20 protein-coding genes and 1 tRNA gene are annotated in these 19,037 nt (G+C 61.2%); 15 read left to right on the top strand and 6 right to left on the bottom strand.

What is annotated here, in order from left to right; all coding sequences use genetic code 11:
- Positions 1 to 302: 302 nt before the first annotated feature.
- From ACE4RL_RS01755 to ACE4RL_RS01720, 8 genes are all read left to right on the top strand, one after another.
- On the top strand, positions 303 to 1,580 hold the full coding sequence (locus ACE4RL_RS01755; RefSeq protein ID WP_375598824.1) for an ABC transporter substrate-binding protein: 1,278 nt from the start codon (positions 303 to 305) through the stop codon (positions 1,578 to 1,580).
- A gap of 3 nt (positions 1,581 to 1,583) precedes the next feature.
- Positions 1,584 to 2,525, top strand: coding sequence for a carbohydrate ABC transporter permease (locus ACE4RL_RS01750; RefSeq protein ID WP_157289917.1), 942 nt, complete (start codon positions 1,584 to 1,586; stop codon positions 2,523 to 2,525).
- Positions 2,526 to 2,637: 112 nt separating this feature from the next.
- Entirely contained in the window at positions 2,638 to 3,411 is a 774-nt protein-coding gene (locus ACE4RL_RS01745) for a carbohydrate ABC transporter permease (protein ID WP_375600215.1), read from the top strand.
- A gap of 4 nt (positions 3,412 to 3,415) precedes the next feature.
- A complete protein-coding gene (locus ACE4RL_RS01740) occupies positions 3,416 to 4,435 on the top strand; it encodes a Gfo/Idh/MocA family protein (RefSeq protein WP_375598823.1) in 1,020 nt (339 codons plus the stop codon).
- Entirely contained in the window at positions 4,432 to 5,511 is a 1,080-nt protein-coding gene (locus tag ACE4RL_RS01735; RefSeq protein WP_375598822.1) for a Gfo/Idh/MocA family protein, read from the top strand. The genes ACE4RL_RS01740 and ACE4RL_RS01735 overlap by 4 nt, the downstream gene beginning before the upstream one ends.
- Before the next feature lie 18 nt (positions 5,512 to 5,529).
- Positions 5,530 to 6,597 (top strand): sn-glycerol-3-phosphate ABC transporter ATP-binding protein UgpC, encoded by a 1,068-nt coding sequence (locus tag ACE4RL_RS01730; RefSeq protein WP_116587724.1) that lies wholly within the window; start codon positions 5,530 to 5,532, stop codon positions 6,595 to 6,597.
- A 244-nt stretch (positions 6,598 to 6,841) separates the two neighbouring features.
- Complete coding sequence (locus ACE4RL_RS01725; protein WP_375598821.1) at positions 6,842 to 7,258, top strand: host attachment family protein; 417 nt, start codon at positions 6,842 to 6,844, stop codon at positions 7,256 to 7,258.
- A 71-nt stretch (positions 7,259 to 7,329) separates the two neighbouring features.
- Complete coding sequence (locus ACE4RL_RS01720) at positions 7,330 to 8,664, top strand: mechanosensitive ion channel domain-containing protein (RefSeq protein ID WP_375600214.1); 1,335 nt, start codon at positions 7,330 to 7,332, stop codon at positions 8,662 to 8,664.
- An 82-nt stretch (positions 8,665 to 8,746) separates the two neighbouring features.
- Here the strand turns inward: ACE4RL_RS01720 and ACE4RL_RS01715 are convergent, their stop codons facing one another.
- The 5 genes from ACE4RL_RS01715 to ACE4RL_RS01695 form a co-directional block, all read right to left on the bottom strand.
- Positions 8,747 to 9,373: an MBL fold metallo-hydrolase gene (locus tag ACE4RL_RS01715; protein ID WP_375598820.1), complete on the bottom strand. Its 627-nt coding sequence runs from the start codon at positions 9,371 to 9,373 to the stop codon at positions 8,747 to 8,749.
- 31 nt (positions 9,374 to 9,404) lie between these two features.
- Entirely contained in the window at positions 9,405 to 9,836 is a 432-nt protein-coding gene (locus ACE4RL_RS01710; RefSeq protein ID WP_375598819.1) for a DoxX family protein, read from the bottom strand.
- A gap of 121 nt (positions 9,837 to 9,957) precedes the next feature.
- Complete coding sequence (locus ACE4RL_RS01705; protein ID WP_375598818.1) at positions 9,958 to 10,449, bottom strand: SRPBCC domain-containing protein; 492 nt, start codon at positions 10,447 to 10,449, stop codon at positions 9,958 to 9,960.
- The gene (locus ACE4RL_RS01700; protein ID WP_375598817.1) at positions 10,442 to 10,804 is read right to left on the bottom strand and encodes an ArsR/SmtB family transcription factor; all 363 of its coding nucleotides are present in this window, start codon (positions 10,802 to 10,804) and stop codon (positions 10,442 to 10,444) included. The genes ACE4RL_RS01705 and ACE4RL_RS01700 overlap by 8 nt, the downstream gene beginning before the upstream one ends.
- A 726-nt stretch (positions 10,805 to 11,530) precedes the next feature.
- A tRNA-Gly gene (locus ACE4RL_RS01695) sits at positions 11,531 to 11,605 on the bottom strand.
- Between the two features lie 195 nt (positions 11,606 to 11,800).
- On the opposite strand from ACE4RL_RS01695, the gene ACE4RL_RS01690 reads away from it, so the two are divergent.
- The 3 genes from ACE4RL_RS01690 to ACE4RL_RS01680 are packed head-to-tail and all read left to right on the top strand — an operon-like array spanning position 11,801 to position 13,661.
- A complete protein-coding gene (locus tag ACE4RL_RS01690) occupies positions 11,801 to 12,757 on the top strand; it encodes a tetratricopeptide repeat protein (protein WP_375598816.1) in 957 nt (318 codons plus the stop codon).
- Between the two features lie 11 nt (positions 12,758 to 12,768).
- Positions 12,769 to 13,437 (top strand): LON peptidase substrate-binding domain-containing protein, encoded by a 669-nt coding sequence (locus ACE4RL_RS01685; protein ID WP_375598815.1) that lies wholly within the window; start codon positions 12,769 to 12,771, stop codon positions 13,435 to 13,437.
- A complete protein-coding gene (locus ACE4RL_RS01680) occupies positions 13,437 to 13,661 on the top strand; it encodes a Trm112 family protein (RefSeq protein WP_375598814.1) in 225 nt (74 codons plus the stop codon). Before ACE4RL_RS01685 ends, ACE4RL_RS01680 begins: the two co-directional genes overlap by 1 nt.
- 41 nt (positions 13,662 to 13,702) lie before the next feature.
- On the opposite strand, the gene ACE4RL_RS01675 is transcribed toward ACE4RL_RS01680, so the two are convergent.
- A complete protein-coding gene (locus tag ACE4RL_RS01675; RefSeq protein WP_375598813.1) occupies positions 13,703 to 14,929 on the bottom strand; it encodes an FAD-dependent monooxygenase in 1,227 nt (408 codons plus the stop codon).
- Between the two features lie 282 nt (positions 14,930 to 15,211).
- Here ACE4RL_RS01675 and ACE4RL_RS01670 point away from each other — a divergent pair, with 282 nt between their 5' ends.
- The 4 genes from ACE4RL_RS01670 to ACE4RL_RS01655 all read left to right on the top strand — a co-directional run bounded on the left by ACE4RL_RS01670 (position 15,212) and on the right by ACE4RL_RS01655 (position 19,023).
- A complete protein-coding gene (locus ACE4RL_RS01670) occupies positions 15,212 to 15,550 on the top strand; it encodes a P-II family nitrogen regulator (protein WP_104892533.1) in 339 nt (112 codons plus the stop codon).
- Between the two features lie 28 nt (positions 15,551 to 15,578).
- Positions 15,579 to 16,961, top strand: a complete 1,383-nt coding sequence (locus ACE4RL_RS01665) for an ammonium transporter (protein ID WP_375598812.1) — start codon at positions 15,579 to 15,581, stop codon at positions 16,959 to 16,961.
- A 328-nt stretch (positions 16,962 to 17,289) separates the two neighbouring features.
- Complete coding sequence (locus ACE4RL_RS01660; RefSeq protein WP_375598811.1) at positions 17,290 to 17,628, top strand: P-II family nitrogen regulator; 339 nt, start codon at positions 17,290 to 17,292, stop codon at positions 17,626 to 17,628.
- A gap of 30 nt (positions 17,629 to 17,658) precedes the next feature.
- Entirely contained in the window at positions 17,659 to 19,023 is a 1,365-nt protein-coding gene (locus tag ACE4RL_RS01655; RefSeq protein ID WP_375598810.1) for an ammonium transporter, read from the top strand.
- Positions 19,024 to 19,037 lie beyond the last annotated feature (14 nt).

Here is a 19,037-nt window from a genome sequence, read left to right as displayed (position 1 = left end):
ACAAAGTCTGCTACCGATGGCGCAGGAAACAGCAGGGCTGTTTCATAGGGGTGAAATCGGTGCGATTAACTTCCATACAAGATTGTTGCCGCCGGCGCGGCTTGTATGGTATGGGCGTAACTGGCTGGTTATTTTGCCGCAGAGGCATCCGCTGCTCTGTGCACGAAATCCGGAGTCAATGATGATTGACAAGCACGTCATAGGCTCTAACGTAGTAACCAGTTGGTGATTTAGCGACGGGGAGGTCGCTGACCACACCCGGTTCCGCGCCGCGGAATGGCAACTGTTCATGGGAGGAAGACATGACAATTCGACTTGGACGCCGTCAGTTTCTGATGGGATCGTCGGCACTGGCCGCAGCCGCTGCTGCCGGCATCAACCCGGCCTGGGCTCAGAGCGCGCTGCGCCTGATCTTCTGGGGTGGCCAGGCTCGCGCCGACCGCACCTATGCGGTGACCGACCTCTACGAGGCCGCCGGCAACCCCGGCCTTGAGGCCGAGTTCCTGAGCTGGAACGACTACTGGCCCAAGCTGGCCACCCAGACTGCCGGTGGCACTGCCCCCGACATCATCCAGATGGACTATCGTTACATCGTGGAATACGCGACCCGTAATGCCATTGCCCCGCTCGACGACGTGATCGGCGATCTGGGTGAATTCGACGCCGACCAGCTCGAAGGCGGCAAGGTCAACGGCCAGCTCTATGGTATCTCGCTTGGTGCGAACTCGGTGGCCACTTTGGTCAACAAGGCCGCCTTCGAGGCTATCGGGGAAGCTGTTCCAGATAATAGCTGGACCTATGCGGATCTTGAGCGCATTGGCGAAGCCTTCAATTCGGCCGGCAACGGCATGCGGGCATTCTCCGATGGCTCGGGCACCGAGCCCATGCTCGACAACTGGCTGCGTCAGCGTGGTCAGGCGCTTTACACCGCCGACAACAAGCTCGGCTTTACGGCCGATGACATGGTCGAGTGGTTCCAGATGTGGGACGGCTTCCGCCAGAAGGGCTACATAGTCGACGCTGAAACCCAGGCACTCGACACCGGGGCTCCGGAATCGTCCATGGTTGCCATGAAGCGCGCTGCCATGATGCCGTCCAACTCCAACCAGTTGGTGATCCACCAGTCGATCAACGACGATGAGCTGACGATCTCCTCGTATCCGCGCATTGCGCCGGGTGTCGGCGGCGGTCACTACCGCAAACCGTCCATGTTCTTCTCTGTCGGCGGCTCGACCGCGGACCGTGAAGCGGCAGCGGCCTTCATCAACTTCTTCGTCACCAATCCGGAAGCCGGTGCGATCCTCGGCGTCGAGCGCGGCATTCCGTGCAACGCCTCGGTCCGTGAAGCCATCACCCCGACCCTCGACGAACAGAGCCAGATCGCGCTGAACTTCGTGGCAAATCTGGGTGACCTGGTTGGTGCTCTGCCCCCGTCCCCGCCGGCAGCCGCTGGCGAAATCGACCTCAACCTGCTCCGCGTGATCAGCCAGGAAGTGGCCTTCGGTGCCCGCTCCCCGGAAGACGCCGGCAAGGCTTTCGTCGAGGACGCGACTGCAATTCTGGCACGGGCGAACGCATAAAAAATGACTGTGCATGCGGCAGACGCGGCTCCGCAGGACGCCGCATCAGGCACATCGAAGTGGTCGAGGGCGTGGCAAAGCCACGCCCCCGGCTATCTCTTCCTGTTGCCATGGTTCATCGGGTTTTTCGGTCTCACCATCGGCCCGATCATCTCGTCCTTCTATCTCAGCTTCACAGATTTCGATCTGCTGACCTCGCCGGACTGGGTGGGCTTCGCCAATTACGAGCGTATGTTCACCAATGACCGCACTTTTGCGACCTCTATGCGGGTCACTTTCACCTTCGTGCTGTTCTCGGTGCCTTTGAAGCTCGCCTTCGCGCTGGCCATTGCCATTCTGCTCAACCGGGGCATGAAGGGGCTGCCGCTTTACCGTGCCGTATTCTACCTGCCCAGCCTGCTCGGGGCCTCGGTGGCCATTGCCATTCTGTGGCGCCAGATCTTCGCCGGTGACGGCCTGGTCAACCAGTTCCTCTCCATCTTCGGCATTGTCGGCCCGAGCTGGATTTCCAACCCCAATTATTCGCTCTGGACGCTGATCGTGCTTTCGGTCTGGCAGTTCGGCTCGCCCATGATCATCTTCCTCGCCGGTCTGCGTCAGATCCCGCAGGACATGTATGAGGCAGCATCTCTGGACGGCGCCAGCAAATGGCGCCAGTTCTGGAAGATCACGCTGCCATTGCTGACCCCGGTGGTGTTCTTCAACGCCATCATCCAGACCATTGAGGCCTTCAAGAGCTTCACCCCGGCCTTCATCATCTCCAATGGCACCGGGTCTCCGATCAACTCCACGCTGTTCTACACGCTCTACCTCTACAATGAGGCCTTCAGCTATTTCCGCATGGGTTATGCCTCGGCGCTGGCCTGGTTCCTGCTGTTGCTGATCGCGTGCTTTACGGCCTTCTCCTTCCTTACGTCCAAGTATTGGGTGCACTATGACGATTGATGCACACAAGCTGACCGTGGTCACCGGATCAGAGAACGATCCCAATGCCCGTCTGCGCAAGCGCATCTTCTCGGTGATCGCGCACGTGCTGCTGATCGGCGCATCCATCTTGATGCTCTATCCGCTGCTCTGGTTGCTGGCGGCCTCGTTCAAGCCGGAAAACGAGATCTTCACCTCCGGCATCTGGCCCAGCCTGAGCTGGGACATCGAGTCCTACTTCCGCGGCTGGAATGCCATGCGGGTGAGCTTCTCGGTGTTCTACATGAACTCCTTCATCATCGCTTTTCTAAGCGTGGTGGGTAACCTCATCGCCTGCTCCATGGCTGCCTATGCGTTTGCACGACTGCAGTTCAAGGGGCGCAATTTCTGGTTCGCCATGATGTTGATGACGCTGATGCTGCCCGGGCAGGTGACGCTCATTCCGCAATATGTGCTGTTCCGCGACCTGGGCTGGGTCAACACCATGCTGCCCCTGGTCGTGCCCAAGTTCCTCGCGGTGGACGCCTTCTTCGTCTTCCTCATGGTTCAGTTCTTCCGCGGCATTCCGCGCGAGTTGGACGAGGCTGCGATGATGGACGGCGCCGGTCCCTGGCGCATCTACTGGAAGATCATGCTGCCGCTCTCTATCCCCGTGCTGGTGACGGCTGCCATCTTCACCTTCATCTGGACCTGGGACGACTTCTTTGGCCCGCTGATCTATCTCAATCGCATGCAGGACTACACCGTCATGCTCGGCCTTCGGACCTTCGTGGACTCCACCGGCGAGAGTGATTTCGGTGGCCTGTTCGCCATGAGTGTGCTCTCCATCGTGCCGATCTTCGTCTTCTTCCTTCTCTTCCAGCGGCTGCTCATCGAGGGCATCGCCACGACCGGTATGAAACGCTAAGTCTATGTCTGATATCAAATTCGCCGCCATCGGCATCAACCACGCCCATATCTACGGGCAGGTGGAATGTCTTAAGCGCGCAGGCGCCCAGTTCGTCGCCTTCCACGCAGCAGAGGATGATCTCGCCAAGACCTTTGGCGAGCGCTTCCCCGAAGCCAAACGCGTTTCCGATCCGGCCGCCATCCTCGAAGATGCCTCGATCGGAGTGGTGGTCACGGCTGCCATTCCCGGCGACCGCGCCGAGATCTGCCTGGCCGCCATGCGCGCCGGCAAGGATGTGCTGACCGACAAGCCGGGCATGACCACCTTTGCCCAGCTCGAGGAAATCCAGCGCGTCCAGAAGGAAACCGGCCGCATCTTCTCCGTGCTTTATTCGGAGCATTTCGAGGTTCCGGCCGCCGTGGAGGCCGGCAATCTGATCGCCAAGGGCGCCATCGGCCAGGTGGTCAACACCGTGGGCCTTGGGCCCCATTCACTGCGGCTCAACAACCGTCCGGACTGGTTCTTCACCCGCAATCGCTATGGCGGCATCCTCTGCGACATTGCCAGCCATCAGTTCGAGCAGTTCCTGTTCTTCTCCGACGCCATGGATGGTGAAGTGGTTTCGGCCAGCGTCGCCAATCGCGGCCATGCCGACAAGCCGGGCCTGCAGGATGTTGGCGACGCTCATATCCGCACCGCCAATACTTCGGGCTATATCCGGGTTGACTGGTTCACCCCCGAGGGCTTGCCCACCTGGGGCGACGGGCGCCTGACCATTCTGGGCACCGAGGGCTATATCGAGCTGCGCAAATATGTCGATATCGCCGGGCGTCCAGGCGAAAACCACCTGTTCCTCGTCGACAAGAAAGGCGTCCAGCATATCGACTGCTCCAATGTCGATCTGCCCTTCGGCCGCCAGTTCCTCGATGACGTGCGCAACCGCACCGAAACCGCCATGCCGCAACAGCGCTGCTACAATGCCATGAAGATGGCGCTGACCGCCCAGCAAATGGCCGAAGTCGGAACGGAGTGGGCGCAATGAGCCGCGTCCTGAACGTTGCCGTCGTCGGCTGCGGCATCGGCCGCTCGCACATTGTCGAGGGCTACCTGCCCAATGCCGACAAGTTCAAAGTGCTCGCCATTTGCGATCTCAACCAGGAACGCCTCGACGAGATCGGCGAGGAATTTGGCATCGAGCGCCGGATTGTCAATTTCGACGATCTGCTCGCCATGGACGATATCGACATCATCGATGTCTGCACCCCTCCCGGCGCGCACTTCTCCATGGTCACCGAGGCCCTCAAGGCCGGCAAGCATGTCGTGTGCGAAAAGCCGCTGGTCGGTTCGCTCAAGGATGTCGATGCCATCATGGAGGCCGAAAAGACCGCCAAAGGCAAGCTGATGCCGGTGTTCCAGTACCGTTTCGGCAATGGCATCGAGCAGGCCAAGACCATCATCGACGCCGGTATTGCCGGCAAGCCCTATTGTGGCACGGTGGAAACCATGTGGCGCCGCGAAGCCCCCTATTATGCCGTGCCCTGGCGCGGCAAGTGGAAGACCGAGCTGGGCGGCGTCCTGATGGGCCACGCCATCCATCCGCACGATATCTTCACCTATCTGATGGGCGACATCGCACGCGTGTTCGGCCGCGTCGCTACCCGGGTCAATCCGATCGAGGTGGAAGACACCATCTCCGCCTCGCTCGAAATGAAGTCCGGTGCGCTGGCCAGCTTCACCGCGACCCTGGGCTCGGTGGACGAGATCACCCGCATCCGCCTGCAGTTTGAAAACGTCACCATCGAGAGCGACCACGCCCCCTATAATCCGGGCAAGGAGCTCTGGAAGATCCTGCCGCGCAATGACGAGGTCAAGGCGCGCATCGACGAGGCTCTGGCCAATTGGCAGCACGTGCCTTCGCGGTTCCAGACCCAGATGGCCCGCTTCCACGATGCCATTTTCGGCAAGGGCGAATTGCCGGTCACCAGCGCCGACAGCCGTCGGGCACTGGAATTGGTCACGGCCTTTTACCACTCCTCTTCCACCCATTCCGAAGTCGCGCTGCCGCTCGGTCCCGATCACCCGCTCTACCAGAGCTGGGTCCCGGCCGAGTTCCGCTAAAGCGAGGAGAACAAAACCATGGCAACCTCCATCCAGTTGCGGCAGATCAAGAAGGCCTACGGCGATGTGCAGGTCATCCACGGCGTGGACCTGACGATCGACCCGGGCGAGTTCACCGTCTTTGTGGGCCCCTCGGGCTGCGGCAAGTCCACGCTGCTGCGCATGATTGCCGGGCTCGAGCCGATCACCGGGGGCGACCTGTTGATCGATGGACAACGCATGAACGAGGTGCCGGCGGCCAAGCGCGGCATCGCCATGGTGTTCCAGTCCTATGCGCTCTACCCGCATATGTCGGTGTACAAGAACCTGGCCTTCGGCCTCGAAACGGCAAAAATGCCCAAGGCCGAGATCGCCCAGCGGGTGCAGAAAGCGGCCGAAATCCTCAAGATCGAGCCGCTTCTGCAACGCAAGCCCAAGCAGCTCTCGGGCGGTCAGCGCCAGCGCGTCGCCATTGGCCGCGCCATTGTGCGCGAACCGAAAATCTTCCTGTTCGACGAACCGCTGTCCAATCTGGATGCGGAACTGCGCGTCGCCATGCGCGTGGAGATCGCCAAGCTGCACAATGATCTGGGGAACACCATGATCTATGTGACGCACGACCAGGTCGAAGCCATGACGATGGCCGACAAGATCGTGGTGCTCCGCGCCGGCGTTATCGAGCAGGCCGGTGCGCCCCTCGATCTCTACAATGATCCGCGCAATCTGTTCGTCGCCGGCTTTATCGGCTCGCCCAAGATGAACTTCCTGACGACCTCGGTCGAAAACAACACCCTCAAGACCGGCACGGCCAGTGTCTCCCTGGGCCGCGACGTCACCGGCGCCACCACCCTGGGTATCCGCCCCGAGCACATCACCATTGCCGATGGCTCGGGCGTCAAGTTCGCCGATGTCATTGTCGACCTCGTCGAAAATCTCGGCGGCCAGACCGTGGTCTATGCCACCACCAAGGACGGACAGTCCCTCAACATCGTCCTCGAAGGCCAGCGCGACGTCGCCCTTGGCTCCACCGTTGAGGCCTATCTCGACCCGGCCAAGGCCCATATCTTCAACGCCGAAGGCGTGGCGATCTCCGCGCCATCCCGATAGGGCAAATCTCTCCGGTGGAGAGATTTGAGGCAAGGAGGCCACGAAAGCTACGCTTGAGTGGCGGAGCTGCCCTCCCAACCAAAAGACTTTTCACCCTCGGGTCCGCCCGGGGGTGTATTGTTTTTGGCCACGAAGCCGAAAATGGCGCCGCACCCCTTGAGAGCGCGCGGCGGGCCTTGGCTGGAACGTTTCTGCTGATTGCCAGTTGGGTTTGAACAGCCCCCGCGCAACAGGAGACGCAGCAATGGCCGAGTCCATTTCCATTCCCGATCAGACACTTGTTGTGGTGGCCGATGGGCATCAGGCGATACTGTTCCGCGCTCGGCACTCCAACGACAAGCTGAGCCTGAGCGAGGAGACGCGCCTGACGCCCAGGAACCTGGACGAGGATGGTCCTTCCGGTTCAAGGCCTGAGGAGCAGACCCCCCGCCAGACAGACGAAGCCACATTCGCCAAGCAATTGGCCAATGACCTGTTCCGCCGCAGGGACGCCAACGACTTTCAGCATCTGGTGTTGGCCGCCGACCCGCAGACCTTGGGACAGTTGCGCGACACGATGCACAAGACCGTCTCCGAGAGCATTATCATCTCTGTGGACAAGGAATTGACCAATCACGCCGTGGGAGACATCGCCACGATCATCCAACGCGCCGCGGACTAGCCGTGGCGCGCGCCCTATACGTCAGCATGCGATGGTTTTGCTGTCTGCTTGCGACGGTGGTCTTGCTGTTCGTGCCCTCCGCGGGCGTGGCTCAAATCCTGGAAACGCCTGAGCCAGCCAGTCCGGAATCGGCGCCACTGGCCCAGCAGGTAGAGGTCGTCCCGGAGGCCTCTGACGAGCAGATTGCCGCTCGGCTGCGCGATATTCTGGAAGCCACAGAGTGGTATGAGGCCCCTCAAGTCAGGGTCACCGACGGCGTCGTTTTCCTTGATGGCACGAGCAATAGCCAAGCTCGCCGCAACTGGGCCGGCAATCTGGCGGAAAACACGCAAGGGGTGGTTGCGGTCGTCAACCGTATCGTCGTTGACGCCGACGTGGGCTCGACCTTTGGGCGCGCCTGGGAGGAGAGTGCGGGTCTTGCGCAGCAGGCGATCGGCGCCTGGCCATTGGTGGTTCTGGCCGCACTCGTCATTGCTGTTGCCTGGTTGATCTCCATTTTGGTTCTACGGGTCGCCAGACATGTGCTGATCGGCCGGATCCAATCACCGCTGCTGCTCAATGTGGTGGCCCGGGCGATCTCCATCCCGATTTTCCTGCTGGGTATCTATTTCGTGCTGCGTGTTGCCGGGCTGACGCAACTGGCACTCACAGTGCTGGGCGGCACCGGACTGATCGGCATCATTATCGGTTTCGCGTTTCGCGATATTGCCGAGAACTTCCTGGCCAGCCTGCTATTGAGCATCCGCAACCCGTTTGCCGGCGGCGATCTGATCGAGGTGGCCGGACACACCGGGATCGTGCAGAATCTGAACACCCGCAGCACCGTGCTGCTGACGCTTGATGGCAATCATGTACAGATCCCGAATGCCACCGTGTTCAAGAGCACGATCAAGAATTACAGCTCCATCCCCAGCCGCCGCGCCGAGTTCATGGTGGGGATCGGTTACGATTCCTCGGTCTCGCTGGCGCAACGTCTGATCGGTGAGGTGCTCAACAAGCACCCCGCCGTGCTCGTCCAACCCGAACCATTGGTTCTGGTGGACCAATTGGGCGACGCGACGATCAATTTGCGGATTTTCTACTGGTTCGACAGCGTTGCCTATTCCCCGGCCAAGATCAATTCGGCCCTGTTGCGGCAAACCAAGAACGCCTTGCTCCAGGGCGGCATTGAAATGCCCGATCCTGCGCGCGAGGTGGTGTTTCCCAAGGGCGTACCCATTGTGCAGATGGATGCCGCCCCCGCTCCAACGGGCCAGACCAAGCCGGCTCACCCCGCCCCACCGCCGCATGAAGAGAGCAGCGACGCAACGGCCGAGGAAGGCGACCTGTCGAGCGAATCCAAATCGATGGAGCACACCGAGGGCCGCGTGCCCGAATCCGAGATCAACCTCCTGAACCGGCGGTAATCGCTGTGAAGGCCAGGCCTGTGTTACCCGACCCGACCTCTCCAGGCTGAGGTGTGCGATTTTTCGCCCCAGAATGAGAGTCTCATGCAGTGTGAGGGCGCCACGGCTCGTGCTCATGTGCCAGCCAGATCAACTCTGGATTCATTGCAAGAACGCGCAACTGCCCCTCGCTGTGCGGTTCCTCCAACTCGCCAAACCATACCGCGACGTCGCCGCCAACGACGATTGGGCGTCCCTCAGTCTCGATCACCACGACCTGCATGCCGTCTGTGTGACCTGGCGCCGGGACCAGTCGCAGTCCAGGCAACAGTTCGAATTCGCCATCGACAGTCAAATACTCAACGCCGGGTGCATCAACCCACTCCGGAATGGGATACTCGTCCCTTTTGGTGCGCGCATCTTCCAGCTCGCGGCGCTGGACATAAATGCGCTTGCCAGCAAACAGGTGATTGCCCCCGCAATGGTCAGCGTGCAGATGGGTGTTGATGACAATATCGATGCTCTCCACATCGAAATTCTGCTTGTTGAGGGGGTGCAGGCACGGGTTCAGGGCAGCCGCCATTGGATGGAGCTCGGTCATGCCCGTGTCCACGAGAATCCGCGCGTCGGGGTGGTCGATAACATGTGTGTACACGGGCATGCGTTCACCCTCCACCAGAAGGTCTGCAACGAAGATCGGCGTGATGGTGATCGGTTGGCGAGTACTCATCTTTTGTTCTCCAGTCCGCGTTCAATTGTGGCTAGACTGACGGTGATGTTCGCGACGAAGGCTGGAGCTCATGTGATCTGAGGGCGCCTGGAACGTTGGGGGAAGGCCGCTTGCGGGCAGCGTTCTGGGTGAGGAACGAGATGACAAGGAGAACGAGCCCAACAAGGGCCGGGGCGAAGCCGCCGTCGGCAGCATTGAGATGGGCCGAAACCGCAAGGAGCAGGTGAAAAAACATGCCTGCATAGGCGAGATCACTGAGCAAGACCGAGGCCCGTGTGAGGATCGCAATTGGCGCGGCGATTTTGGCGACGATCAGAACGGTAATCAAATAGGCCGGAAACCCAAAATGGATGAAGCCTTCTTCGACCATATCCCGCTGCGTCAGGTAGGCGAAAGCACCTCCCGCATAGATCAGGCTTAGCAAAGCCGTGCTTGCCCAATAGGCGATCTTTCTCATTGGCATGATGCCGGATCCTTCTTGTCTTGGCTTGATATGCGCGTGTTGGGGCGAGCGTGGCGGAACGAGCCGCTACACTTGGTGGAATTGTAGAGTGTCGAGAGGCGTTCGCTTGGCCTGTGGCGGCCTAGCCAGCGATAGTGGCGTGCGAAGTTTCGGCTAGCAGCGCTTCGAGCCTGTCATAGACTTCATCAAAGCCATCCGTCATACCGATATCAATTGCTGCGGCCCGGGCCTCGGCATTGGAATAGCGCATCACGATGGTCATGCGGGTCCCAGTGCCGCGCGCAGCCAGGTCGGTAATAACAGTGGTTCCGGACCCCGTATCACCGTTGAAGTGCTCCACATGCATCATGTGATGGGGCTCCTCTACAGCCAGGATCGGGCCAGAGAAGTAGAATGCGTCGCCCCATTCGTAGCGGAAACTGCCGCTAGGTCTCAGGTCCATGTCGCATCGTGTCATCGTATCCACGGAAGCCATCCATCTGGGGATCAGCTTCGGGTCTGTCATGGCTCGCCAGACACGTTCGGGCGGATGATTGAAACTGCGTCGGACGATGATGTCCGTGTCACCTTCGTGGATGATCTGCAACGGTTCGATGCTGCCAGTCTTATTCATGATGAACCTCCCTGGGGTCGTGCGGCACCGGTTGCTCCTCGTTGGAAAGTTCCTCGAGCACCGCGTCGAGCTTATGGAACTGCGCCTCCCAGAGCGCGCGATATTGTCCGAGCCAATTCCAAAGCATGCCCATCGCCTCCGGCTTCAGGCGACGCGGTCGGGCACTGCCTTCAACCCGCGTCTCGATCAGTCCCGCATCTTCCAGCACCTTCAAATGTCGGCTGATGGCAGGTTGACTAATGGAAAACGGACGAGCGATTTCCTGTACAGTTGCCTCCCCTTCGGCCAGGCGCTCGACAATTGCCCGCCGGGTGGGGTCGGCCAGCGCAGCGAATGACTGATCAAACGATATCATGGCACATCCAGTTATATAGCAAACTGGGTATATAACATTTGGGCGATATAGTCAACTGAGTGTGCACATAGCGGGAGTCCGCTGTTCAATCATCTAATTGTGTCGTCAGAGTACCTCCATCCCGCCTCCCTGAAGGAGGGGAAGGCTGGGTGGGGGTGTCCAAAGGAAAGACGCGCTCGGGGCAAGCGCGAGCGTGAAGATCTGAGTGAATAGGACCGGCGCGACAAAAACTTTATCCCCGCCCCAAAATTCTCCCCCATACTCCCCCCATCCCCGTCACACACGCGGCCCCGACGCAGGGTCGGGCGGGGAGGCCGGGAAGAGGGGCGCCTCTTTACGCGGGTAGAAGCTCGGCAGCCGGACCTGCAAGAACGGTACCGCCTGAATCCGGACCCGTGGAAAATCCGTGTTTCCGTGACGAACGGCCAGTGGCTCTTGCCCTTGAACGTTCATCTTTCCGGGCCACTGGCCGTTCGTTACCGTGCAACCGCAAGCCGAAGGGCCGGGCGGCTTCGAGCCATGTCCGAAGCGCAGATTTCCCCGGTGGAGAGATTTTATCCGCGACGCGGATGGGTGGCTCCGGTGGAGCCGCACAAGGCTCAAATGCCGGGTGTCGCGCCTGTCGCCTCTGACGGATCACCTGTGCAGGCCCAATCCAGCCAGCCCCAAAACAACAAAGGCCGGACTTGCGTCCGGCCTTTTGTCGTGTCCCGGCAATCGGGAAATTGGAGCGGGCGATGGGATTCGAACCCACGACCCTAACCTTGGCAAGGTTATGCTCTACCCCTGAGCTACACCCGCGCTCCGTCGTCTCCGGCACTTGTAAGTGCGGCGACGGGCGCTATATGCCCAATCGCCGACCCGAATGCAACCCGGTTTTTCGTGTTTCTGTCATCTTCGCGAAAGGCTGTGGGAATCGGGGGTTGCCAGCGCGGGGTCTGCGGGCGCAAAAAGGCCGCAAACGCTGCGTTTCCTGCCAGCTCAAGAGTGGAAAACATGACCTTGTCCTTTGATGGTGCCCCTGGCGCCGCCCCGGTTCCCGCCGATCTCATCCGCGAAGGCTCCGATGCCGGCTTCAAGGCCGACGTCATCGATGCCTCCCGCGACGTGCCAGTGCTGGTGGATTTCTGGGCCCCCTGGTGCGGCCCCTGCCGTCAGCTTGGCCCGGCCATTGAAAAGGTTGTCACCGAAAAGGCGGGGCAGATCAGACTGGTCAAGATCAATATCGACGAGCATCCCCAGATCGCGGGCCAGCTGGGTGTGCAGTCCATTCCGGCCGTTTTCGCCTTTGCCGGCGGCCGCCCGGTCGATGGCTTCATGGGCGCCATGCCAGAGGGCGAAGTGCGCCGCTTTGCCGAAAAGCTGATTGCCGCCGCCGCCGCTGGGGGCGGAGGATCGCAGTCCAGCGATGGCGATTCACTTGAGGCCCAGATCGCCCAGGCCAATGAGGCCGCCAAGGCTGCGCTGGCCGCTGGTGACCTGGGGCAGGCCGCGCAGATCTACGGCATGGTGCTGCAGCACGCCCCGGACAATGCAGACGCCCTTATTGGCCTCGCCGGCATCTATATCAGCGCCGGCGAGATCGACCAGGCCAAGGCCACGCTCGACCTGGTGCCCGAGGATAAGCGCAGCGGTGACGCCTATACCGCCCACATGCACGCCATTCGCCTCAAGCAGGAAGCGGCCGGCCTGTCGGAAGCCGCGACGCTGGAAGCCGCCATCGCGGCCAATCCGGACGATCATCAGTCCCGGCTTGATCTGGCCGTTGTCCTCAATGCCGAAGGCAAGCGACTGGAAGCCGCTGAGGCCCTGGTTGCCAGCTTCAAGCGCGACCGCTCCTGGAATGAAGAAGCGGCCCGCAAGAAACTGCTCGAACTGTTCGAAGCCTGGGGCCCCAAGGACCCGGCCACGCTCAGGGGGCGGCGCATGCTCTCGGCCGTGCTCTTCTCCTGATAGGACGATGAATGCCCAAGCGACCCGCCAGCCCAGCTGAACTGCCCAAATCGGTGCCGGTGTTTCCGCTCAGCGGCGCCCTGCTGCTGCCCTTTTCGCATCGCCCGCTCAATGTGTTCGAGCCGCGCTATATTGAAATGGTGGATGCGGCCCTGCGCGGGGACCGGCTGATCGGACTGATTCAGCCCGAAGACACCACTGAGGAGAGCCCCAAGGGACGCGCGCCGCTGCAATCTGTTGGCTGCCTGGGGCGCCTCACGCATTTCGAAGAAAGCGGCGACGGGCGCTATTTCATCATCCTCGAAGGGGTCACCCGCTTCCGCCTGCTGCACGAACTCACCGTGCTCACGCCCTATCGGCAATGCGTCATTTCGGCCGAAGGCTATGAAGCCGATTTTGCCCGCAACCACGGCGAAGAGGCTGTCGATCGGGCCCGTTTCGTCAAGATGATGCGTGACTATGCCGAGTTCGCCAATTTCGAGCTGAATTGGGAAGAGATCGAATCGACCGGCACGGCGGATTTGGTCAATTTCTGCTGCATGGTTTCACCCTATGGCGCCGCCGAAAAGCAGGTGCTGCTCGAAGCGCAAACCTTGGAAGAGCGTGCCGAAACGCTGATCGCCATGACCGAATATGAAATGGCGCGCGGCGGCTCGGACGGCGCTGCGCCGCTCAACTGATGGGCGGCCAACCGGCGGACCCGCGCCACATTCTGGACCCCCATACGCTCGAAATGCTGGTCTGCCCGCTCACCAAGACGCGGCTGATCCTATCGGACGACAAGTCCGAATTGATCTCGGTTGCCGCCCGGCTGGCCTTTCCCATCCGCAAGGGCGTGCCGCTCTTGAGTCTTGAAGAGGCCCGCAACGTCGAACCCGAGGAAATTCAGCGCCACTCCAGGTAGCCCATTTATCCACGCGCACATTGGTTGGGCTATTCTCAGCGTCAGATGGGCAGTCCACTGAGCAGTTTTGGTGCGCTGCCGCCGATGCCGGAGGCGGCGCGGATGAGCGCTGATTTGACCGGCCCGGCACGGTCGACCAGCCCCAGGCCGAAATCGCGCAGGGCCCGAACCGGGGCAATGTCATTGGAAAAAAGCCGGTTCATCCCGTCGGTGACCACGGCCATCGAGGCCGTGTCGAGCCGGCGCCAGCTCTGATAGCGCTCCAGCACGTCGGCCGATCCGTGGTCGAGGCCCAGACGCAGGCTTTCAACGATCACTTCCGCCAGCGCAGCGACGTCCTTGAGACCCAAATTGAGCCCTTGGCCGGCAATCGGATGCACCACATGAGCCGCATCGCCGATCAGTGCCAGACGAGGGCCAATGAAGCTCTTGGCCAGCTGCAGGCGCAGCGGAAAGCCCATCAGCTTGTCCTCGAGGCTGACCCGGCCCAGCGTCGAGCCCATCACCGCTTCGATCGCCACCGCCAATTCGTCTGGTGTCATCGCCAGGAAGCGCGGCGCGTCCTGTGCGGTCTCGGTCCAGACCAGAGACGAGCGATTGCCAATCAGGGGCAGGCTGGCAAAAGGCCCCGCAGGCCGGAAGTGCTCATAGGCCACGCCATCATGCGCCAGTTCATGGGCAATCGTCGCCACCAGGCCCACCTGGCCGTAGTCGTAACCCATAGTCTCGATGCCGGCACGCTGGCGCAGGCGCGATTGCGCGCCATCAGCGGCAATGATCAGCGGTGCTGTAATCACCCGGCCATCAGCCAGGGTCAGCCGCCCCAATGGGCCGTCCGCGCTCCAGTCGGCTATCTCGGCAGGAGCGATTACGGTGATATCGTCTGCCACCGCGCTGAGCAGCGCTGCGCTGCTGGCCTGATTGGGCACCATATGGGCAAAGGCTTCGCCCGGAGCCACATCGCCATCGAACCGAAGGAACAGCGGCCGCGCCAGATCGCCGGTGCCCGAATCGGTAATATGCATGCTCGCTATGGCCTGGGACCGGCTTTCCATCACTGTCCAGACGCCCAGCGCTTCGAACACCCTGCGCACACCGGCGGCGATGGCCGAAGCCCGGTTGTCCCGTGGCACTTCCAGCGGTCGCCGGTCGACCAGCGCCACCTGAACGCCGGGCGCGGATCGGACCAGGGCCAGGGCCATGGTCAGGCCCACAGGACCGCCACCGACAATAATGACGTCATGCCGCTCGGGACTGGATTGGGACATGCTGATCTCCTTGCCGCTCATTGTCCGCCCTGACTGCTTGAGAGGCAAGCGCATCATTGCCGCGGGATGGTTGGTCAAAAAATGAGCATTCTAGAGTTTGCCAACATCTAGCGCACAAATATTGAGCAATATGCTGCTGCCTCGATGTCGCCACAAAGCTGGCTGGCGCGGAGGGTGGGAATTAAACCATTGAGCAAAAAGAAAAAAGACAGGTCCAAGCCAGTTTGGCACGGCTCTTGAGTCCTGTTGGGCATCGAACACCCAAGGCAGAAAGGGGCAAGCATGAAACTGGTGGTTGCAATCATCAAACCATCGCGGCTCGAGGAGGTGCGGCAGGCGCTCAACTCACTCGATGTCCACGGCATGACCGTGACCGAGGTGAAGGGCTATGGCCGGCAAAAGGGTCATTCCGAAATTTATCGTGGCACCGAATATGCCGTGCACTTCCTGCCCAAGCTCAAGGTCGAGATCGCCGTTGATGACGGCATTGCCGACGCGGTGAGTGCGGCCATCCGTGACGCCGCCCAGACCGGTCGCATCGGCGATGGCAAGATCTTCATACTCGATCTGCTCGCCGTTACCCGCATCCGCACCGGTGAAACCGGCGCTTCTGCGCTTTGACGCCACCGATTTCAGGAGAAAAAAGACAATGACAGGGTTCAAGACTCCCCTAAAGATCGCAGGTGGCGTGGCGCTGGCCTCGCTGCTGCTGTCGCTCCCGGCCCTGGGCCAGGACGCAGCCCCCGCTGAAGAAGCCGCCGCAACGCTGAGCGAAGGCGTCTCGGCAGATGTGGTATTTATCCTCAATTCGTTCCTGATGATCCTGGGCGGCATTCTGGTGTTCTGGATGGCCGCAGGCTTTGCCATGGTCGAAGCGGGCATGGTCCGCACCAAGAACGTCTCCATGCAGCTCTTGAAGAACGTCTCGCTCTTCGCCGTGGCGTGCCTGATGTACTACCTCATCGGCTACAACCTGATGTATCCGCTGGGTAACTGGGCCATGGGGTCGGATGAGACCGGTGGCTATCTCGGTGCCTTCGGTATCGCCATTCTCGAAGCCGTGGGCATCACTGCTGACGGCGCCGATGACTTCTCCTATGCAGCCACCAGCTCGGACTTCTTCTTCCAGGTGATGTTCTGCGCCACCACCGCCTCGATCGTTTCGGGTACGCTGGCCGAGCGCATCAAGCTGCTGCCCTTCCTGATTTTCACCGTGGTGCTGACCGCGCTGATCTACCCGATCCAGGCGTCCTGGAAGTGGGGTGGCGGTTTCCTCGACAGCCAGTTCGGCTTCCTCGACTTCGCCGGTTCGACCGTCGTGCACTCCGTTGGTGGCTGGGCCGCTCTCGCCGGTGTCATCCTGCTTGGCGCGCGTCGCGGCAAGTACAATGCCGATGGTTCGGTCAACGCCATGCCCGGCTCCTCCATGCCCCTGGCAACGCTCGGCGTGTTCATCCTGTGGATGGGCTGGTATGGCTTTAACGGTGCCTCGCAGCTCGCCATGGGCTCGGTGGGTGACGTGGCCGATGTCGGCCGTATCATGGCCAACACCAATGCTGGTGCCGTCGGCGGTGCGCTTGCCGCCCTGATCGCGACCGCCATCATCTACAAGAAGGTCGACCTGACCTTCGTGCTCAACGGCGCTCTGGCCGGGCTGGTCGCTGTCACCGCCGAACCGCTGACGCCGGGTCTGGGCACGGCCACCCTGATCGGTGCCGTCGGCGGCCTGATTGTGGTGTTCTCCGTGCCGTTGCTCGACCGGCTCAAGGTCGACGACGTTGTCGGCGCCATTCCGGTTCACCTTCTGGCCGGTATCTGGGGCACCATCGCCGTGGTCTTCACCAACCCCGATGCGACCCTGGGTGGTCAGCTGATCTCGATCATCATCGTTGGCATCTTCGTCTTCGTGGTGAGCTTCGTGGTCTGGTTCATCCTCAAGTCGATCATGGGCCTGCGCCCGACCGCCGAGGACGAAGATCTGGGTCTCGACAAGGCCGAGGTCGGCGTCGAAGCCTATCCCGAGTTCAAGTAACTCATACTCCGGATGGTCGGGCCATGTGTCCGGCCATCCCCGCTTGCCAGCGGCGTGCAGCCCGCGCCCCTCTTGGCCCGCCACAGAGGCTTCCCACTCGCAAAACGCGCGGACTGCACACCCCTGGCAAGATGCCTGGAAAACGAGCATTGCAGGAATCTTTTGCACGGAAATTAGGCATTGACCTGCCCATTTTCGTGCCTGTTTGCGCGCGATATTCGCAAACCCTTCTAAATAAACACTAAAATGGCGCCGGTTCGGTTGGCACGGCGTTTGAGTCTTCTGTGACGTTCCAGCATGCGCCCAAAGTGGCGCCAAAGGGGGTCACATGAAACTGGTGGTTGCCATCATCAAGCCGTCCCGCCTCGAAGAGGTGCGCCAGGCGCTATCCTCGCTCGAGGTCCATGGCATGACCGTTACCGAAGTCAAGGGCTATGGGCGCCAGAAGGGCCATTCCGAGATTTATCGCGGCACAGAATATGCCGTGCACTTCCTGCCCAAGCTCAAGCTCGAAATCGCCGTCGATGACGATCAGGCGGACCAGATCGCCACCACCATCCGCGAGGCGGCCCAGACCGGGCGCATTGGCGATGGCAAGATCTTCGTGCTCGACCTCCTCGCTGTGACCCGCATCCGCACCGGCGAAACCGGCGCCTCTGCGCTCTAACTCGCTTCCCACATTCGGAGACAAGACCAAATGCAATTGTCCAAAGTTCTGGGAGGCGCAACCCTGGCCTCCTTCCTGGCGGCGCTGCCCGCCCTGGCTCAGGAGACCGCCGCACCCGCCGCTGAAGCCGTGACCGAGGCTGCGGCCGCTGTTGTCGACAAGGGTGACGTTGCCTGGATGCTGGTCTCGACCATGGTCGTCATCGTCATGACCATACCGGGTCTGGCCCTTTTCTATGGCGGCCTAGTGCGCGCCAAGAATATCCTGAGCGTCCTGACCCAGGTCTTCCTCGGCTTCTCGCTGATTTCGATTCTCTGGGTGGCCTATGGCTATTCACTGGCCTTTGCTGGCCCCACTGAAGGCGGGCTCTCGGCCTTCTTCGGCGACTTCTCCAAATTCTTCCTCTCCGGCGTGACGCTCGAATCCACCGCCGAGACATTTACCGCCGGCTATGAACTGCCCGAAATGGTCTTTGTGGCGTTCCAGCTCACCTTCGCCTGTATCACCTCGACCCTGATCGTGGGCGGCATTGCCGAGCGCATGAAATTCGGTGCGCTGATGGCGTTCCTCGCCATCTGGTTCACCTTCTCCTATGTGCCCATGGCCCACATGGTCTGGTCCGGCCCCGGTCTGTTGTTCAACATGGGCGCCTATGACTTTGCCGGCGGCACGGTGGTCCATATTAATTCCGGTGTGGCCGCCCTTGTGGCGGCTCTGATGCTCGGCGCCCGCAAAGGCTACCTCAAAGAGCCCATTCCGCCGCACAATCTGGTCTTGACCTATATCGGCACGGGTCTGCTCTGGTTCGGCTGGTTCGGCTTTAATGCCGGTTCGAACCTGGAAGCCAATGCCTTGACCGCTGTGGCCCTGATCAACACCGTCCTCGCGCCTGCCGCCGGTGCCCTGGCCTGGGCCCTGGGCGAACGTATCACGCGCGGTCACGCCTCGGCCCTTGGCGCCGTTTCCGGCGCTGTGGCGGGTCTTGTCGCCATTACCCCGGCGGCCGGCTTCTCCGGCGTCGGTGGTGCCATTGTGCTCGGTGCAGTCGCCGGCGTCGTCTGTCTCTGGGCCGTGGTGAATTTGAAGCCCATGCTCAAATATGACGACAGCCTCGACGTTTTCGGCATTCACGGCGTTGGCGGCATTGTCGGCGCGCTGGGCACGGCCATCGTCGCCAATCCCTCCTTTGGCGGCTATCCGCTCGATGGCTACGACATGGGCGGGCAGTTCATGGTCCAGCTCACCAGCGTCATTGTTGCCGTGGTGTGGTCGGGCGTTGTCGCGCTGATCGCCATGCTGATCGTCAAGGCTCTGTTCGGCGGCGCCAAGGTCTCCGAGCAGGCCGAACGCGATGGTCTCGACCTCTCGACCCACGGCGAGCGCGCCTACAACTAATCCAATTCTGACGG

Origin of the sequence: Devosia polycyclovorans (assembly GCF_042181575.1) — a bacterium.
GTDB classification, from domain to species: Bacteria; Pseudomonadota; Alphaproteobacteria; order Rhizobiales; family Devosiaceae; genus Devosia; species Devosia polycyclovorans.
Note: the sequence above shows the minus strand (reverse complement) of the source record. Positions and strands in the feature narration are given on the sequence as shown.

Excerpts from the sequence above, each read along its gene's own strand:
- ACE4RL_RS01665 (WP_375598812.1), top strand. The coding sequence starts at position 15,579 with ATGACAGGGTTCAAGACTCCCCTAAAGATCGCAGGTGGCGTGGCGCTG.
- ACE4RL_RS01735 (WP_375598822.1), top strand. The coding sequence starts at position 4,432 with ATGAGCCGCGTCCTGAACGTTGCCGTCGTCGGCTGCGGCATCGGCCGC.
- ACE4RL_RS01715 (WP_375598820.1), bottom strand. The coding sequence starts at position 9,373 with ATGAGTACTCGCCAACCGATCACCATCACGCCGATCTTCGTTGCAGAC.
- ACE4RL_RS01740 (WP_375598823.1), top strand. The coding sequence starts at position 3,416 with ATGTCTGATATCAAATTCGCCGCCATCGGCATCAACCACGCCCATATC.
- ACE4RL_RS01675 (WP_375598813.1), bottom strand. The coding sequence starts at position 14,929 with ATGTCCCAATCCAGTCCCGAGCGGCATGACGTCATTATTGTCGGTGGC.
- ACE4RL_RS01690 (WP_375598816.1), top strand. The coding sequence starts at position 11,801 with ATGACCTTGTCCTTTGATGGTGCCCCTGGCGCCGCCCCGGTTCCCGCC.
- ACE4RL_RS01685 (WP_375598815.1), top strand. The coding sequence starts at position 12,769 with ATGCCCAAGCGACCCGCCAGCCCAGCTGAACTGCCCAAATCGGTGCCG.
- ACE4RL_RS01655 (WP_375598810.1), top strand. The coding sequence starts at position 17,659 with ATGCAATTGTCCAAAGTTCTGGGAGGCGCAACCCTGGCCTCCTTCCTG.
- ACE4RL_RS01660 (WP_375598811.1), top strand. The coding sequence starts at position 17,290 with ATGAAACTGGTGGTTGCCATCATCAAGCCGTCCCGCCTCGAAGAGGTG.
- ACE4RL_RS01710 (WP_375598819.1), bottom strand. The coding sequence starts at position 9,836 with ATGCCAATGAGAAAGATCGCCTATTGGGCAAGCACGGCTTTGCTAAGC.
- ACE4RL_RS01755 (WP_375598824.1), top strand. The coding sequence starts at position 303 with ATGACAATTCGACTTGGACGCCGTCAGTTTCTGATGGGATCGTCGGCA.
- ACE4RL_RS01670 (WP_104892533.1), top strand. The coding sequence starts at position 15,212 with ATGAAACTGGTGGTTGCAATCATCAAACCATCGCGGCTCGAGGAGGTG.
- ACE4RL_RS01745 (WP_375600215.1), top strand. The coding sequence starts at position 2,638 with ATGCTCTATCCGCTGCTCTGGTTGCTGGCGGCCTCGTTCAAGCCGGAA.
- ACE4RL_RS01680 (WP_375598814.1), top strand. The coding sequence starts at position 13,437 with ATGGGCGGCCAACCGGCGGACCCGCGCCACATTCTGGACCCCCATACG.
- ACE4RL_RS01700 (WP_375598817.1), bottom strand. The coding sequence starts at position 10,804 with ATGATATCGTTTGATCAGTCATTCGCTGCGCTGGCCGACCCCACCCGG.
- ACE4RL_RS01725 (WP_375598821.1), top strand. The coding sequence starts at position 6,842 with ATGGCCGAGTCCATTTCCATTCCCGATCAGACACTTGTTGTGGTGGCC.
- ACE4RL_RS01705 (WP_375598818.1), bottom strand. The coding sequence starts at position 10,449 with ATGAATAAGACTGGCAGCATCGAACCGTTGCAGATCATCCACGAAGGT.
- ACE4RL_RS01750 (WP_157289917.1), top strand. The coding sequence starts at position 1,584 with ATGACTGTGCATGCGGCAGACGCGGCTCCGCAGGACGCCGCATCAGGC.
- ACE4RL_RS01730 (WP_116587724.1), top strand. The coding sequence starts at position 5,530 with ATGGCAACCTCCATCCAGTTGCGGCAGATCAAGAAGGCCTACGGCGAT.